Genomic DNA, 15313 nt, shown 5'->3' with positions numbered 1-15313 from the left:
CTCACCGGACAACCGCTCGAACATAGCGGACCGATCCCCGGCCCCGCCATGGCCCGGCCCGAACCCGAACCGGCGCTTAGCAAGACGGGGCCGACTGCGCTCGTCCGGCGCGCCGTGCAAGATGGTCGGGGTGGGTACGCGGGACAGCTATGACGAGATCGCCGAGGACTACGCCGCACGATTCGGAGCGGAGTTGCGGGACAAACCGTTGGACCGGGCCCTGCTGCGCGTGTTCTCCGACGATGTCGGCGACGAGGCGCTGGTCGCCGACATCGGCTGCGGGCCCGGACATGTCGCCTGGTACCTGCAGCATCTAGGCTGCCGGGTGACCGGCGTGGACCTGGCGCCGCGGATGATCGAGGTGGCCGCCGCCGCGCACGAGGACATCGAGTTCCGGACCGGTGACATGCGCGCGCTCGAGGTCGAGGACGGCGCGTGGGGCGGAATCGTGGCGCTCTACTCCATCATTCATCTCCCGGCCGCGGAACTACCCGCCGCCTTCGGCGAATTCCACCGCACGCTGCGCCCCGGCGGACTGCTGCTGGTGTCCTTCCACGTCGGCGACGAGGTCCTGCACCTGGACGACATGCTCGGGCACCCGGTCGATCTGGACTTCCACTTCTTCGAGCGGCCCCGGATCGAAACCTTGCTCACCGCCGCGGGATTCCTGATCGACGCCGCCGTCGAACGCCGCGCCTATCCGTCCGAGGTCGAGACCACCCGCGCGTATCTGCTCGCGCGCAAACCGGACGGCCTCAGGGCATGAGGCTGCACAGCAGCTGACCGGAGCCGGAGGCCAGCAGCTGCCCGCCGCGGTTCCACACCCGGCTGCGGAACCCGGCCAGACCGGATTCCACGATGTCGCAGGAGGCTTCGGCGAGCAGCCACTCGTCGACGGGTCCGGCGCGATGGAACTGCACCGACAGATCCAGGTTCGGGGCCAGCAGCTGTTCCCGGTGCGCGGCCAGCAACGCCTGGTACGGGATCAGATCGAGCAGGATGAGCTGGCGCGCCGCGTCAGCCGCCGGATCCTGGGAGCCGGGCCGGAACCGGAACCAGCCCCGCCACTCCGGCGGCCCGAGCGGGCGCTCACGCCAATGCTCGTGCCAGACAACCGGCCTGCCCTCGACGCTCTTCCACACCGAGGGCATGGGCACGGTCAGGTCGTCCCAGGAGCGCAACTGCTCCGGTGGCGGCGCGGGCGCCATCGCGGCGGCGTCGTGCCGCACCCCGGCGTCCAGCCCCGCGGCGGCCAGCCACACCAGCGCGGCCAGAATCGGCTTGCCGCCCTGGGTCATCCGCACCTGGATCGCCTCCGCGCGCCGCCCGGATCGCAGGGTTTCGGCGGTCAGGAGCACCGGCCCGAACTCGGCGACGGACAGGAACTGGCAGGTGGCCGACGCCACCCACGGCAGCGTGCCGTGCACCCGGGCGGTCCGCACCGCGAGCGCCGCCAGATAGCCGCCGACCGGGCCCCACGCCTCCCAATCCGGCGAGAGCGTCGCGGTGTAGCGGCCGTCGGCGCCGTCGACGGCGGTGTCGAGTCCGAGATCTCCCACCCGGTCAGGGTAGGTCAGCGGGCCGGACCGCCGCGATTCCCGGCGGGGAATCGCTCAGTTCAGGCGCAGCATGCCCGACCAGGTCTGCGACCACGGCCGCAGCGGCTGCTCGCAACGCCAGATCGTCACGTCGCGGGTGACGCCGGGCAGACCGAGCCGCGCGTCCACCCGGCCCACCGCCGTCACCGTCCCGAACAGCGCGCGCAGCTCCGGCTCCTCGCCGCCGATCCACACCACCGAGGTGGCCGTATCCGGCGGGGTGCCGAAGTAGCCGAACCCGCGGTTGGGGCTGTACACCGCCGGCAGACCGTACCGTTCCCGCTCGACGTCGAGAGCCGAAGCCTGCCAATAGGAATCGGCGATGAGCACCGCGCGGGCACGCTCGGCGGGAGGCAATTGCCGATAGGCGGCGGCCGTCGCGTCCCGCAATTCGGGCCAGCCGAACTTGCCGTAGACGCCGATCGCCAGCCCGGCCTCGGCCTGGCTGTCGACCGGATCGATGCTGTCCTCGGACTGCCAGGGCAGACTCCACAGCACCATCGCTGCCGACAGTGCCACCAGCGGGACGGCGACGATCCGCCGCCAGCGCACGCCGTCGCGCGTCCACCAGACCGCGCCCGCGGCGATCAGCGCCGCATAGCAGCCCGCGGCGTAGTAGGAGCGGCCGTTGGTCGCGACGAAGATCAGCGTCAGCACCAGCGGCACCACACCCAGAAAACGGTAGGGCCGCAACGACTCCGAGCGCAGCAGCGTGCAGATTCCGGCGATCAGCAGCACGCCGCCGAGCAGGCCCGCCGCGGCCACGGCCAGCGGAATCCAGGTGTAGCGGCCGCCGACGGTCTCCTGTTCCTGGGCAACCTGCGCACCCATCCCCAGCTGCGGCCAGTCATGTGCGGCCTGCCACAGCAGCATCGGCACCGAGAGCGCCAGCACGGCCGCGCCGCCGAGCCACAGGGCCTTGCGCCGGAGCAACTCGCGCGGTCCGAAGCAGAGCACGCCGATCGCGACGGCGATCCAGAAGAACGGGATCAGCCATTTCACCTGCATATCCAGCGCCGTCACCAGCGCGGCCCAGAACAGCAGCGCGTCCCGGCGGGTGCGGACCCAGCGGATCAGCAGCCAGCTGATCAGTACCCACAGCGCGGTGTCGATCGTGTTGGTGGCCAGCTGGGTGCCCTGCACCAGCAGGAACGGCGAGGTCGCGTAGGCCGCCGCCGTCAGCACCTGCGCGCCCCGCGAACCGCCGAACTCGCGCGCGATCTGGGCGCTGAGCACGATCGCCGCCAGCGTCACCAGCACCGCCGGAATGCGCTGCGCGACCATCGATCCGGGCGCCAGCAGATCCATCAGGCGCGCGATCGCGGGCACCAGCGGACCCTGATCGGCGTATCCCCATGCCAGCCGCCGCCCGGCCGCGACGAAGTAGAGCTCGTCGCCGAAGAATCCGTAGCGCCCGATCGAGGCGAACAGGGCGACGGCGGCCGCGGCGACGATCGCGCCGACGCCGGCCTTCGCAAACGGGGGCGGCTCGTTCTCGGCCTGCGGCGCACGGGTTTCCAGTACTTCGGTCATGACTGTCCAGCCTTCTGCGTAGCGATGTCGAACACCCGGCAGATGTGCGCCGAGTACGCGGTCGTATCGAAATCCGCCGACCGCGCCGCGCGGGCCGCCGCGCCGTCGATGGCGTCCCGGATCGACTCCGCCATGCGGACCGGGTCGAAATCGGTGCCGAACTCGGCCGCCGCTTGCCCCTGCGCCAGCAGGTCGATCAGCGGTTGGATGATCGCCTGTTCCCCGTCGGAGGTGGCGAAACGTAGATTCCCCGCGCTGTCGCGCAGATTCAGCACGACCTGGTGCAGCGCGGCGATGTAGGTCCGGTTGGCGTCGATGAATTCGAGGTTGGTCGCGATGTAGGTCCGCAATTGCTCGCGCAGGCCGCGCACCGCGCCGATCTTCGGGGCCATGTACTCCCCACCCGAGATGTAGAGCTGGACGACCAGCTGCTCCATCAACTCGTCCTTGCCCGCGAAGTGGTAGGAGATGACGCCCTTGGAGATGCCGGCGTGCTCGGCGATGCGCGCCAGCGAGGCGGCGGCGTACCCGGATTCGGAGATCACCTGCACGGCCGAGGCAATGATCTGGCGGCGGCGGGCCTCCTCGATGAACGACTTGCGCTGTCCATCCGGACTATTTTCTGGCCGCATGGCCAAATTTTAGCACCGCTGGTCAATACCGGCCGGCCCGGAAAACGACAAAGGCCGCGTTCCCGGGCGGGAACGCGGCCTCCGGACGAGCGACGGACTAGCCGGCACTACCGGTGATCAGCTGGGTGATCGTCTTGACCAGCACCTCGACAATGAAATCCGCTGCGGATCCGGACATGATGACTCCTCATCTTCGGTCGGCGCGCCCATGCTCGCCGCGCAATGTGAAGCATGAACGATTCACAACCCGGAATACTGTGAAATCGCGGAAAAAGTCCACTCAGCGAGATGCCGCCGACGATCGGGCGCGCGACCGATTCGAGCGAACCCGTGCGCGATCAGCGCGACGATACCCCCGCCCAGCACGCTTGTCCCGGCAACCGCCGACGCGTTCCACTCAGAGGTGGCATGATGCCGCAGAGCATCGCCCGATGCGTGAACCGAATGAAGGAGACTGGAGAACCTTGAGCAGCGAACAGCAGCACTTCGGCCACCGCACGCACGGGGGGATCCTAGGAGGTGCACGGCTTTTCGCCGCGGGCGCCGCGCTCGCGACACTCGGCCTCGGCGGCGTGGTCACCATGCCGCAGGCCGCCGCGGCGGTGCCGAACTGCACCCCGGACAACGGGCAGCCCGGCAACCAGCAGTGGCCCGCCGAGCCCGGGATGGCCATCGACCCGGGCGCGAGCTACACCGCCACCCTCAACACCAGCTGCGGCGCGCTGACCATCGCCCTCGACGCCGCGAAGGCGCCGCGCACGGTGAACTCGTTCGTGTTCCTGTCCAACGAGAAGTACTTCGACCACACCCGTTGTCACCGCCTGACCACCCAGGGCATCTTCGTGCTGCAGTGCGGCGATCCGACCGGGACGGGCACCGGCGGCCCCGGCTACAAGATCCCCGACGAGAACCTGGCCGGCGCGACCTACCCGGCCGGCACCGTCGCCATGGCCAATGCCGGGCCGAACACCAACGGCAGCCAGTTCTTCCTGGTCACCCAGGACTCCCAGCTGCCGCCGAACTACACCCCGTTCGGCAAGATCACCGGCGGCATGGACAAGCTCACCGCCATCGCCCAGGGCGGCACCAAGGACGGCGCGAGCGACGGCGCGCCGGCCGCGGACATCGTGATCGATTCGGTCGCCGTGCAGAGCTGACCCCGCACACGACAAAGGCCGCGTCCCGTTGGGGGCGCGGCCTTTTCGATTGCTACGCGCCCGCGGGCGGCGGCGCGTAGCCCGGCGGCGGACCGTACCCCGGCGGCGGCGCGGGCTTGAAGTACGGCGCGGACTGCTTCAGCCACAGCAGCACGATCGCGGCCAGCCCGACCAGCCACAGGATCACGCTGAAGATCAGGCCGACGGCGTTCTCGCTCGCGCCGAACACCCCCGAGCCGACCAGACCGAGCAAGGTGAACAGGGTGTTCACGCCGAACAGCACCGACGCGGTGATCCGGGCCCAGTTCTTGCCCGCCCGGGTGGCGAAGGCCATCCAGATCCACAGACCCGCCGAGATCACGTTCACGACGACCGTGACGGCGATCGAGAACACGACCAGGCCGTCGATCTGCGAATCGGTCAGCGCGGCGTCCTGCTCCTGCACGGCATCGCGCACGGCGTCCAGCTGCGTGAAGACCAGCAGGGTGCTCAGCACGGTGAGGACCGCGCCCGCGATCATGGCGTAGAAGGCGTTCTGCACCGTCGAGGGCACCGGCGGTTTCGTACCGCCCCCGGGCCCGTACGGCTGATACGACGCCGGGTACGGCTCCGGCGACCCGGGATAGGGCTGCTGCTGCGAGCCCGGATAGGGCTCCTGCGGCGGGTAAGTCATGTGATCTCCTCCTCGATCTGCACCGGAAACGCTACCCGGAATGTCCGGTTCCAGTGCACGGCCACTCGAATATCGCCCCCACCCGGCCCAGCGCAACCGAATCACCCGCGACAGCGGAAAGGCCGCGCTCCCGAGGGAACGCGGCCTTCCACGACATGCGCCTTGCCTACAGGTACTGACCCGTATTCGACTCGGTATCGATGGCGCGGCTGGCGCTGGCGTTCTTGCCCGTCACCAGCGTGCGGATGTAGACGATCCGCTCACCCTTCTTGCCCGAGATGCGGGCCCAGTCATCGGGATTCGTGGTGTTGGGCAAGTCCTCGTTCTCTGCGAACTCGTCCACGATCGAATCGAACAGATGCTGGATCCGCAGACCCGGGTTGCCGCTGTCCAGGACCGCCTTGATCGCGTACTTCTTGGCCCGGTCCACGATGTTCTGGATCATGGCGCCGGAGTTGAAGTCCTTGAAGTAGAGGACCTCCTTGTCACCGTTGGCGTAGGTGACCTCCAGGAAGCGGTTGTCCTCGCTCTCGGCGTACATCCGTTCCACGACCCGGTCGATCATCGCGTGCAGGCAGGCCGCCTTGTCCCCGCCGAATTCGGCGAGATCGTCGGCGTGCAGCGGCAGGTTGTCGATCAGGTACTTGGAGAAGATGTCCTGCGCGGATTCCGCGTCCGGGCGCTCGATCTTGATCTTCACGTCGAGCCGGCCGGGGCGCAGGATCGCGGGGTCGATCATGTCCTCGCGGTTGGAGGCGCCGATGACGATGACGTTCTCCAGGCCCTCGACGCCGTCGATCTCCGAAAGCAGCTGCGGCACAACGGTCGTCTCCACATCGGAGGAGACACCGGAACCACGGGTGCGGAAGATCGAATCCATCTCGTCGAAGAACACGATCACCGGGGTGCCCTCGGAGGCCTTCTCGCGCGCCCGCTGGAAGATGATCCGGATGTGGCGCTCGGTCTCACCGACGAACTTGTTGAGCAGCTCCGGGCCCTTGATGTTGAGGAAGAAGGACTTGGCCTCCTTGGCATCCTCACCGCGCGCCTCGGCGATCTTCTTGGCCAGCGAATTGGCGACGGCCTTGGCGATCAGCGTCTTACCGCAACCGGGCGGGCCGTAGAGCAGCACGCCCTTGGGCGGGCGCAGCGCGTACTCGCGGAACAGGTCCTTGTGCAGGAACGGCAATTCCACCGCGTCGCGGATCTGCTCGATCTGCCGGCCCAGGCCGCCGATGTCGCCGTAATCGACGTCGGGCACCTCCTCGAGCACGAGATCCTCGACCTCGGCCTTGGGAATGCGCTCGAAGGCGAACCCGGCCTTGGTGTCCACCAGCAGCGAATCGCCCGGGCGCAGTTTGCGAATCGGGCGGTCCGGATCTTCCAGATCGTCGTCCTCGGCCAGCTTGGCCAGCGGGCCCGCCAGCCACACGACGCGCTCCTCGTCGGCGTGGCCGACGACCAGCGCCCGGCGGCCGTCATCGAGAATCTCTCGCAGACTGCCGATTTCGCCGACCGCGTCGTAGACGCCGGCCTCCACGACGGTGAGCGCCTCGTTGAGGCGGACCGTCTGGCCGTACTCCAGCGTGGCGGTGTCGATGTTCGGCGAACAGGTCAACCGCATCTTGCGCCCGGAAGTGAACACGTCGACCGTCTGATCGTCGTACACGCCGATCAGAACGCCGTATCCGCTCGGCGGCTGACCCAGCCGATCGACTTCCTCGCGCAGCGCGACGAGTTGCTGCCGCGCTTCCTTGAGGGTGTCCATCAGCTTCGTGTTGCGAATGGTCAGCGAATCGATGCGGGCTTCCAATTCCCGTGCGCGATCGGGTGAATCGGCGAGTTGCCTCCGGAGTGCAGCTGCTTCGGCGCGTACCGCCTCGAGCTCTCTCCAGGCCGCCGAATCCGAATTCTCGATGGGGCTCATGTGCTGCTCCTCCCAGTCCCGGTCTATCAACGCTACCGGGCGTGAACGGTTCTCGCCTTCCAACACGGTTTCGTCGTGATCACATCTGGGCTGCGATCGACCGCCTTCACTCCATGTTAGCCTGCCCTAACCCGACCCTGGCGAGCGCGCTCGCCGATCGAGCCGAAAGGTTGCTGAGTCAATGCTCCTTCCCGCAAGGAAAATCCGCCTGTGTATGGCTAGCGCCGCAGTAGCCCTTGCCGTTACGGCCGGTGCGACCGCCTGTGGTTCCGACGATAAGTCCGACTCGGCCACCGGCACCAGTACCGCCGCGACAACAAGTGCCGCGGGTCACGGCGATCACTCCGCCGTCGCCTCCCCTTCGGCCGCTGACCTGCAGGCGACGCTGCTCCTGCTGGCCGATCCGGCCAAGCCGACCGCGGACAAGACCGCGGTCGTGGTGGACGGCGCCAAGCGGCAGGCCAACATCGAGACGATGAACCAGGCGCTGGGCGGCTACGGCGCGCTCACCTTCGCGGTCAGCGAGGTGAAGGTCGAGGGCACCAAGGCGACCGCCCAGGTGGTCACCACCTCCCCGCACGGCTCCGCGCCCGCCATGCCCATGACCTGGGAACATGTCGACGGCAAGTGGAAGCTGTCGGATGCCAGCGCCTGCACCCTGCTGGCGTTCGTCGCGCCCTGCGCCCCCTAGACGGGCCTCAGCCCTTCGAGGGGCGCCGCTGCGGCTTCGGGGTCACCGTGCCCTCGGCGAGGCGGCGCGCGCTCACCAGGAACGCGGTGTGGCCCTGCATACGGTGCTCGGGCCGCACCGCGAGGCCGACCACGTGCCAGCCGCGCACCATCGACTCCCAGGACCGCGGCTCGGTCCAGCACTCCTGCTCGCGCAGCGCCTCGACCACCTTGGACAGCTGTGTGACAGTCGCCACATAGACGATCAGCACACCGCCGGGGACCAGCGCCTTGGACACCGCCGGCAGCGCGTCCCAGGGGGCGAGCATGTCCAGCACGACGCGGTCGACGGGCGCGCCGTCGTAGTTCGCGACGTCGGCGACCGTGAGCGACCAGTTAGCCGGACGTTCGCCGAAGAACGTCTCCACGTTCCGGACGGCGTGCTCGGCGTGGTCGTCGCGGATCTCGTAGGAGATCACCTCGCCCTGCGGGCCGACCGCCCGCAACAGCGAACACGTCAGCGCGCCGGAGCCCGCGCCGGCCTCCAGCACCCGCGCGCCGGGGAACATGTCGCCCTCGTGCACGATCTGGGCGGCGTCCTTGGGGTAGATGACGGCCGCGCCGCGCGGCATCGACAGCACGTAATCGACCAGCAGCGGGCGCAGCGCCAGATACGGCGTGCCGTTGGTGGAGGTGACCACGCTGCCCTCGTCGGCGCCGATCAGCTTGTCGTGCTTGATGCCGCCGCGATGGGTGTGGAACTCCTTGCCCTCCTCCAGGACGACCGTGTAGAGCCGACCCTTGGCGTCGGTCAGCTGTACCCGGTCGCCGATGGTGAAAGGCCCGGTCCGTCTGGCCGTCATGTATCTCCGTTCGCCTGCTGTCTTTATGTCGGTGCCGCCGGATAGCCTGCCAGGTATGTCTGCGTCCGCGTGCAAGCCCCCCGCCGATCTCACCCCTGAGGCCGGGCCGGAGCGCGGTGCGGCGCGGCGCCGGCCCGCGCTGTCGCCTTCGCGGGCAATCGATTTCAAACAGTGCCCGCTGAAGTACCGGCTGCGCGCGATCGACCGGATTCCGGAGGCGCCCTCGCGCGGGGCGGTGCGCGGGACGGTGGTGCACGCGGTTCTGGAGGATCTCTACGGTCTGCCCGCCGCCGAGCGCGGGCCGGAGCGGGCGGCCGAGTTGGTCGAGCCCGCTTGGAGCCGGATCCAGCAGGGCCGCCCCGAGGTCGCCGAGCTGGTGTCCGAGTCCGGCCTGGAGCCGTTTCTCGCCGAGGTCCGCGCCCTGATCGATACCTACTATCGCCTCGAGGATCCGCGGCGGTTCGAGCCCGAATCCCGCGAGGCCCTGGTCGAGGTGGAGCTGGGCGACGGCGCGGTGCTGCGCGGCTTCGTCGACCGCATCGATGTCGCCCCGACCGGTGAGCTGCGCGTGGTCGATTACAAGACCGGCCGCGCCCCCGGCCTGGCCCAGGAAACCAAGGCCCTGTTCCAGCTGAAGTTCTACGCGCTCATGGTGTTACGCACCCGCGGCATCCTCCCCGCCCAGCTCCGCCTGATCTACCTGGCCGACGAGCAACTGCTCACCTACGCCCCCGACGCGGAAGAGCTCGCCCGCTTCGAACGCACCGTCTCCGCCCTCTGGGAAGCCATCCTGGAGGCCGGCCGCACCGGCGATTTCCCCCCGACCACCAGCTGGCTCTGCGGCTACTGCGACTACAAACCCCTCTGCCCCGCCTTCGGCGGCACACCCCCGCCCTACCCCGGCTGGCCCACCGGCCAGGAATCCCCGGCGGAAACCCTGGCCGACGCCGTCACCGACTGAACCCGCGCGGTCAGAGGGTGAAGTTGCGGAACAGCAGGAGCGAAAGGCCCAGGCCGGCAAGGAGGTTGACGAGGACGGCGGAGCCGAAGACGGCGATCGGGCGCCAGCCGGCTTCGCGCAGGCCGCGGAAGGAGAACTCCAGGCCGATGGAGACGAAGGCCAGGATCAGGAAGGACGTGCGCAGGTCGTTGACGATGGCGATGTGCGCGGCGCCGGTCTTCTTGTCCACCGATTGCAGGTAGAGGGTGCCGATGATCGAGGCGGCGACGAAACCGAGCACGAATTTCGGGAAGCGCTCGAAGAACTGGCGGGCCGAGGGGCGGGCGGCGCCGGGGCGGCGTTCCACGCGCAGCGTGAAGTAGGCGGTCAGGGCGATCGCCACGATGCCGATCAGCGCGTTCTGCGTGGTCTTGACGATGGTCGCGATCTTGAGCGCATCCTCCCCGGCCAGCGCGCCGGAGGCGGCGACGGCCGCGGTGGTGTCGATATTGCCGCCGATCCACGCGCCCGCGACCGCGTCGGACAGGCCGAGCACCTCGGCCAGCCACGGCAGGACGAAGATCGAGGGCAGCGCGAAGATGATCACCAGCGAGGCCGCGTAGGCGATCTGCTCCCGCTTGGCCTGCACCGCGCCGGCGGCGGCGATCGCGGCGGACACACCGCAGATCGACACCGCCGAGGACAGCAGCGCCCGCAACTTGTCGTCCAGCCCGAGCAGCCCGCCGAACCACCAGGTGAACCCGAACACCACGGTGATCAGCAGCAGCGCCTGCAGGATCGAGGGCCCCGCGGCGGTCACCAGGATCTTCAGGTTGATCGAGGCGCCGAGCAGCACCACACCGGTCTTGATGAAGAACTCGGTGCGGAACCCCGCCGAAAGCCGTTCGCGCAGATTCAGTTTCGTCAGGACGACATTGCCGAGCAGCCCGAGCGCGATCGCGTACACGGGGAACTCGACCGACTTGGCGATCCGCTGGAACGGCGTCCCCTTGGCCCATTCGGGCCCGTGCGCGTCGAGATAGCGGGTCACCAGCCCCAGTACCAGCACCACGGCGAGCCCCGCCGCGATCTCCCCTTTGCCGGGCCGGGGAATCGCCTGCAGCGCAGCCGTTTCGGACCGCACCGGCGTTTCCGGCGCCACCTGCTCGGCCATCACTTCACCAGCCATTCCGGCGAAACCAGTCCGGCCGGGATCGCCCCGGCCAGGACCAGCACGAGGAGAACCAGGCCGACGAGCGCCGCCAGCCAGTCCTCGCTCCAAGTGAAGATACGGCCCGAGTTCTCCTCGGGTGGTGGCTGTGACACGGTGCTGCTCCTTGCGTTCCTCATCGAGAGGACGGAGCCTATGCCGCGGAAAAACCGCGCACACCGGTTGCGCTCACCGTGAATTCATCGGTGGCTCTAGAACGCGCGGCACGACCTGATGTCGAAGGCCAGGATGGCCTTGGCGCCCAGATCGGCGAGCTGGTCCATGACCTCGTTGCCCTGCTTGCGCGGCACCATCGCCCGGATCGCGACCCAGTTCTCGTCGGCCAGCGGGGACACGGTGGGCGATTCCAGGCCGGGCGTGATCTCGACGGCCCGATCCAGCAGCTCCTTGGGGCAGTCGTAATCCAGCATGATGTACTGCTGGCCGAAGACCACGCCTTGGACGCGGGCAATCAGCTGGTTGCGGGCCCGCTCGTTCTGGTCGGAGCCGACCTGCTCGATCAGCACACCCTCGGAATCACACAGCGAGGGGCCGAACGGCACCAGGTTGTGCTGGCGCAGGGTGCGGCCCGAGCCGACCACGTCGGCGATGGCGTCGGCGACACCGAGCTGGATGGAGATCTCCACCGCGCCGTCCAGGCGGATCACCTCGGCCTCGATGCCGTTGGCCTGCAGATCCTTCAGCACCAGGTTCGGGTAGGAGGTCGCGATCCGCTTGTCCTGCAGGTTGGCGACCTGCCAGTCGCGCCCGGCGGGCGCGGCGTAGCGGAAGGTGGACCGGCCGAAGCCGAGCGAGAGCCGTTCCTGCACCGGCGCACCGGAATCCAGCGCCAGATCGCGCCCGGTGATGCCGAGGTCGAGCTCGCCGGAGCCCACGTAGATGGCGATGTCCTTGGGCCGCAGGAAGAAGAACTCCACCTGGTTGGCCGGATCGAGAACGGTCAGATCGCGGGAATCGGTGCGCTTGCGGTACCCGGCCTCGGCCAGGATCGAAGTCGCGGATTCGGAGAGAGCGCCTTTGTTGGGGACTGCGACGCGCAGCATGGGAGGGGTTCCTTTCGGGGAGGGTCAGCGGGAAGAGGTGCGGACATCACAGATGTCGGTACACGTCTTCGAGCTTCAGCCCCCGGCCCACCATCAGCACCTGCACCCAGTAGAGCAGCTGCGAGATCTCCTCGGCGAGCGACTCGTCGCTCTCGTGCTCGGCGGCCAGCCAGACCTCACCGGCCTCCTCGAGCACCTTCTTACCCTGGGCATGCACGCCGGCGTCCAATGCGGCCACGGTGCCGGAGCCCGCGGGGCGGGTGGCGGCACGATCCTGCAGCTCGGCGAACAGGGATTCGAAGTTCTTCACGGCGACGATTCTTTCAGACCCGGATGCGGCCGGGTTGCTCACCCCGGCCGCGTCCGCCGCTGTGCCTTCTCAGGCCGCGTCTGCCGCGCTGAGCAGCGCCGTCAGATCCGCGACCGCCGTGCGCAGGTGCCCGGCGAAGGCGTGCATCTGATCGGCCACCGGTTCCGGTGTCGCGAGGTAGAGGTTCCAGCGGTCCGGCAGCAGCACGTAGGCGATGCCGATGCAGGTCGGGCTGGTGGAACCGAAACCGAAGTACTGGATGTTGACCGAGGGCGCCGAACTGGTGCTCAGGTAGTCGTTGCGCATGATCACCCAGCCGGGGCTGTCGTAGAGCGGGATCGGCTCGGTGACGCCCAGGTCCGCGCCACGGCGGCGCTGGATCCACTGCAGTTCCCACAGGTGCTGTTCGGGCGCGTCGCCCGCCTGGCACTGTTTGGCCCGCTCGACGTGCGCGCGGGCCGCGTGCGCGGCCGCTTGCCGGCGCTGGTCCTGGTCAGCGGCGGGGTTCTGCATCGCGTCGACGAAGGCCACCATCTCCGGGGTCACCACCCGCATCGCCTCGGTGCGGCCGTCGCGCCACTGCCGGGTGGCGATGGATTCGTAGGTGGCGCCGGTGAACCCCTTGCTGCGCCGGTGCGCGAGCTGGTAGCTCAGCTGCGCGAACGCGTCCGGGGAGATGCCCAGCTGCTTGGCGCGGGTAGTGCCGAAGTCTTCGAACGAGACCGTGGTGGTGGCGTTGGCCGCGGCGTACTCGGCGAAGTCGGCGCCGGCGGCCGTGACGGCGGCGCGCAGGGCGTCGTCCAGCACGAATTCGATCGGCTCGGGCGTCGGCGCGCCCTGTTCGCGGGCACCGGAGCGGGCGGTGTGCTCGGTGACCGGGGTCTCGAGCAGGTGATCCACGAAGGACAGGATGGTGGTGCCGTCCAGGCCGCAGTGCTCGACATTGATGCCCGCGCGGCCGTCGGCGAACACGATGAACGACACCGCCTTGTCGAACCAGCGGCTACCGCTGTCGCCGTGCAGGAGCTGATCGCAGGCCGGCAAGGCGTCTTCCGGCGCGAGATCGTCCAGGCACAGGCAGAACAGGGCGGTTTCGATGGTCTCCAGGGCCGCGACATTGGCCGGTTCGGCGCGCAAGGCCGTTCTGTCGGCGGCCCATTCGGCCCGGGCCTTGGTGGTCAGGTGCCCGACGGCGGTGCCCTCGGGTGCGGGGGTCGCGGTGTCCAGCACGGCCCGCAGCGCGTCCGCGAGGTCGGCGGGCGCGTAGGGTTCGCCGCCCGGGCCGACCACGTCCAGGCGGAACGCGTTGCCGCGGCAGAACACGACGATGTGCCGCGCGTCGGACGGTCCCGGCCAGGCGTCGCTGTAGGGCACCCGCACGCTGTCCTGCTCCGCGCCGGGAATCCGGGTCTCGGAGAACAGGTACTTGTGCTGCCACATCGAGAGCTGCTGACCGCGCTGGGTGGCCGGCTCGATCGCCTCCTCGTCCAGCGCGAGCTTGTAGGCGACGGCGGCCGAGACGATCGCGGCCGCCCGGTTCACCTGGGCCGCGTCGGTGGAGGCGGCCAGCGCGGTGTCGTCGCGGAAGAGGAAGAAGAAGTTGGCGTTCAACGCGATCCGGTCGCGGCGGCCGAGGTAACGCGAGGGCCAGAACAGGTCGAGCCAGCTGCCCACGCCGGGGGTGCGATCGTATTCCTCGAGGGCCGCGTGCAGGGTCCGGCCGGGGCCGCCGGGCCGGAGCAGGTCGGCGACCGCGGCTTCGGTGGCGGCGAGTTCCTCGGCGTTCAGCAGCGGCGCGCACCACCGGAGGAATCGATCGCAGCTGTCCTCCAGGGTCGGCAACGGCACCCGGGGCAGTTGGTCGTCGGCGGCGAAGGTTCGATCACTCACTCGGGATTCCTCGTATTCGATGCGGTTTCGGGACGCGACACGTACAGGGTGGCGTAGAGCCGGCCCTGGTCTTCGTAACCGGTGGTGTCGATGCCCTGTGTCGTCAGGGTCTCGAGCACCTGGGTCCGTTCTTCGGGAAAAGCGAAGCGGCGCTGCTCGAACATGCCCGGCAGGCGCACGGTGCGATATCCCAGTGTCGACAGGGTCGCGGCGATCGGGGTGAAATCGAACATGCGGAGCACGAAATGTGCCATCCACGGTCGCCGGTGCGGGCGGGCGGAGGCGATCCGGGCCAGCGTCCTGCCGGTCACGTAGCCGACGCATCCGGTCGAGATCACCAGGTCGGCGGTGGCCAGGGCGCGCTGTTGCCCGGCGGTCGGGTCGGCGGCCTCGAGATCGGCGTGCACCGTCTCGTGCAGCAGGCCCGCCTCGTGGGCGTAGGCCAGCGCGGGCGCGGAGATGTCCATGCCGAGGAAGCGGACGCCGGGTAGTCGATCGTCGACGGTCAGCCGGGCGCGGTCCCGGGCGATCAGCTCCGCGCGCGGGAATTCGGCTGCCTCGCCGTAATATTCGGCCAGGGCGGCCATGTCGCTGCCCAGGCGCAGCACCGCCGCGTTCACGCCGTAGGAGCAGCCGATGTCCAGGACGGTGAGCTCGGTGCCGCCGAGCGCGGCCCGGCATTCCTCGATCTGCCGTTCGAAGTGCGGTCGCGCCAATTCCGGGATGCGATAGTCCAGATCGGCCAGCCGGGTGTAGTACTCGCGCGGATCGGTGCGGTCGTAGATGTGGTCGAAGGAGGCTTTTCCGGTGGTATGCAACGGCACTGGCACTGTCGTTGATTCCTCTC

Annotated in this window: 16 protein-coding genes; 4 read left to right on the top strand and 12 right to left on the bottom strand. The window is 69.0% G+C overall.

Annotated features, from left to right (window positions below):
- The first annotated feature begins 130 nt into the window (after window positions 1-130).
- Window positions 131-766, top strand: coding sequence for a class I SAM-dependent methyltransferase (locus AB0I43_RS24175; RefSeq protein ID WP_356974499.1), 636 nt, complete (start codon window positions 131-133; stop codon window positions 764-766).
- Here AB0I43_RS24175 and AB0I43_RS24170 read toward each other — a convergent pair.
- Genes AB0I43_RS24170 through AB0I43_RS24160 form a run of 3 tightly spaced genes read right to left on the bottom strand, consistent with a single transcriptional unit; the run spans window position 756 to window position 3763 of the window.
- A complete protein-coding gene (locus tag AB0I43_RS24170; RefSeq protein ID WP_356974500.1) occupies window positions 756-1559 on the bottom strand; it encodes a thioesterase family protein in 804 nt (267 codons plus the stop codon). The genes AB0I43_RS24175 and AB0I43_RS24170 overlap by 11 nt on opposite strands.
- A gap of 54 nt (window positions 1560-1613) precedes the next feature.
- On the bottom strand, window positions 1614-3131 hold the full coding sequence (locus tag AB0I43_RS24165; RefSeq protein ID WP_356974501.1) for a glycosyltransferase family 39 protein: 1518 nt from the start codon (window positions 3129-3131) through the stop codon (window positions 1614-1616).
- Window positions 3128-3763, bottom strand: coding sequence for a helix-turn-helix domain-containing protein (locus tag AB0I43_RS24160; protein WP_357432642.1), 636 nt, complete (start codon window positions 3761-3763; stop codon window positions 3128-3130). Before AB0I43_RS24160 ends, AB0I43_RS24165 begins: the two co-directional genes overlap by 4 nt.
- Window positions 3764-4227: 464 nt before the next feature.
- Between AB0I43_RS24160 and AB0I43_RS24155 the strand changes: the two genes are divergently transcribed.
- Entirely contained in the window at window positions 4228-4920 is a 693-nt protein-coding gene (locus AB0I43_RS24155) for a peptidylprolyl isomerase (protein ID WP_356974503.1), read from the top strand.
- Window positions 4921-4972: 52 nt separating this feature from the next.
- On the opposite strand, the gene AB0I43_RS24150 is transcribed toward AB0I43_RS24155, so the two are convergent.
- The gene (locus tag AB0I43_RS24150; RefSeq protein ID WP_356974504.1) at window positions 4973-5593 is read right to left on the bottom strand and encodes a hypothetical protein; all 621 of its coding nucleotides are present in this window, start codon (window positions 5591-5593) and stop codon (window positions 4973-4975) included.
- A gap of 166 nt (window positions 5594-5759) precedes the next feature.
- The gene (arc, locus tag AB0I43_RS24145; protein ID WP_356974505.1) at window positions 5760-7520 is read right to left on the bottom strand and encodes a proteasome ATPase; all 1761 of its coding nucleotides are present in this window, start codon (window positions 7518-7520) and stop codon (window positions 5760-5762) included.
- A 214-nt stretch (window positions 7521-7734) separates the two neighbouring features.
- Between arc and AB0I43_RS24140 the strand changes: the two genes are divergently transcribed.
- Window positions 7735-8211 carry a hypothetical protein gene (locus AB0I43_RS24140; protein WP_356974506.1) on the top strand — a complete coding sequence of 159 codons (477 nt, stop codon included), beginning with the start codon at window positions 7735-7737 and terminating at the stop codon, window positions 8209-8211.
- 7 nt (window positions 8212-8218) lie between these two features.
- Here AB0I43_RS24140 and AB0I43_RS24135 read toward each other — a convergent pair whose 3' ends face one another.
- Window positions 8219-9052, bottom strand: a complete 834-nt coding sequence (locus AB0I43_RS24135; RefSeq protein WP_356974507.1) for a tRNA (adenine-N1)-methyltransferase — start codon at window positions 9050-9052, stop codon at window positions 8219-8221.
- A 55-nt stretch (window positions 9053-9107) separates the two neighbouring features.
- Between AB0I43_RS24135 and AB0I43_RS24130 the strand changes: the two genes are divergently transcribed.
- Window positions 9108-10013, top strand: a complete 906-nt coding sequence (locus tag AB0I43_RS24130) for a RecB family exonuclease (RefSeq protein ID WP_356974508.1) — start codon at window positions 9108-9110, stop codon at window positions 10011-10013.
- 10 nt (window positions 10014-10023) lie between these two features.
- Here AB0I43_RS24130 and AB0I43_RS24125 read toward each other — a convergent pair whose 3' ends face one another.
- From AB0I43_RS24125 to AB0I43_RS24100, 6 genes are all read right to left on the bottom strand, one after another.
- Window positions 10024-11181 carry a putative sulfate exporter family transporter gene (locus tag AB0I43_RS24125; protein ID WP_356974509.1) on the bottom strand — a complete coding sequence of 386 codons (1158 nt, stop codon included), beginning with the start codon at window positions 11179-11181 and terminating at the stop codon, window positions 10024-10026.
- Entirely contained in the window at window positions 11166-11318 is a 153-nt protein-coding gene (locus AB0I43_RS24120) for a hypothetical protein (RefSeq protein ID WP_356974510.1), read from the bottom strand. The genes AB0I43_RS24125 and AB0I43_RS24120 overlap by 16 nt, the downstream gene beginning before the upstream one ends.
- 96 nt (window positions 11319-11414) lie before the next feature.
- Window positions 11415-12266, bottom strand: coding sequence for an ATP phosphoribosyltransferase (gene hisG / locus AB0I43_RS24115; RefSeq protein ID WP_356974511.1), 852 nt, complete (start codon window positions 12264-12266; stop codon window positions 11415-11417).
- 46 nt (window positions 12267-12312) lie between these two features.
- On the bottom strand, window positions 12313-12576 hold the full coding sequence (locus AB0I43_RS24110; RefSeq protein ID WP_194813789.1) for a phosphoribosyl-ATP diphosphatase: 264 nt from the start codon (window positions 12574-12576) through the stop codon (window positions 12313-12315).
- Between the two features lie 69 nt (window positions 12577-12645).
- Complete coding sequence (locus tag AB0I43_RS24105) at window positions 12646-14466, bottom strand: choline/carnitine O-acyltransferase (protein ID WP_356974512.1); 1821 nt, start codon at window positions 14464-14466, stop codon at window positions 12646-12648.
- On the bottom strand, window positions 14463-15296 hold the full coding sequence (locus AB0I43_RS24100; protein WP_356974513.1) for a class I SAM-dependent methyltransferase: 834 nt from the start codon (window positions 15294-15296) through the stop codon (window positions 14463-14465). The genes AB0I43_RS24105 and AB0I43_RS24100 overlap by 4 nt, the downstream gene beginning before the upstream one ends.
- Window positions 15297-15313: the final 17 nt, after the last annotated feature.

The sequence above is a fragment of the Nocardia sp. NPDC050435 genome, assembly GCF_040655395.1.
Classification (GTDB): domain Bacteria; phylum Actinomycetota; class Actinomycetes; order Mycobacteriales; family Mycobacteriaceae; genus Nocardia.
This window is presented reverse-complemented; position numbering and strand designations above follow the sequence as displayed.

Coding starts and splice junctions, on each gene's coding strand:
- hisG (WP_356974511.1), bottom strand. CDS start 12,266: ATGCTGCGCGTCGCAGTCCCCAACAAAGGCGCTCTCTCCGAATCCGCG.
- AB0I43_RS24130 (WP_356974508.1), top strand. CDS start 9,108: ATGTCTGCGTCCGCGTGCAAGCCCCCCGCCGATCTCACCCCTGAGGCC.
- AB0I43_RS24125 (WP_356974509.1), bottom strand. CDS start 11,181: ATGGCTGGTGAAGTGATGGCCGAGCAGGTGGCGCCGGAAACGCCGGTG.
- AB0I43_RS24165 (WP_356974501.1), bottom strand. CDS start 3,131: ATGACCGAAGTACTGGAAACCCGTGCGCCGCAGGCCGAGAACGAGCCG.
- AB0I43_RS24135 (WP_356974507.1), bottom strand. CDS start 9,052: ATGACGGCCAGACGGACCGGGCCTTTCACCATCGGCGACCGGGTACAG.
- AB0I43_RS24140 (WP_356974506.1), top strand. CDS start 7,735: ATGGCTAGCGCCGCAGTAGCCCTTGCCGTTACGGCCGGTGCGACCGCC.
- AB0I43_RS24150 (WP_356974504.1), bottom strand. CDS start 5,593: ATGACTTACCCGCCGCAGGAGCCCTATCCGGGCTCGCAGCAGCAGCCC.
- arc (WP_356974505.1), bottom strand. CDS start 7,520: ATGAGCCCCATCGAGAATTCGGATTCGGCGGCCTGGAGAGAGCTCGAG.
- AB0I43_RS24160 (WP_357432642.1), bottom strand. CDS start 3,763: ATGCGGCCAGAAAATAGTCCGGATGGACAGCGCAAGTCGTTCATCGAG.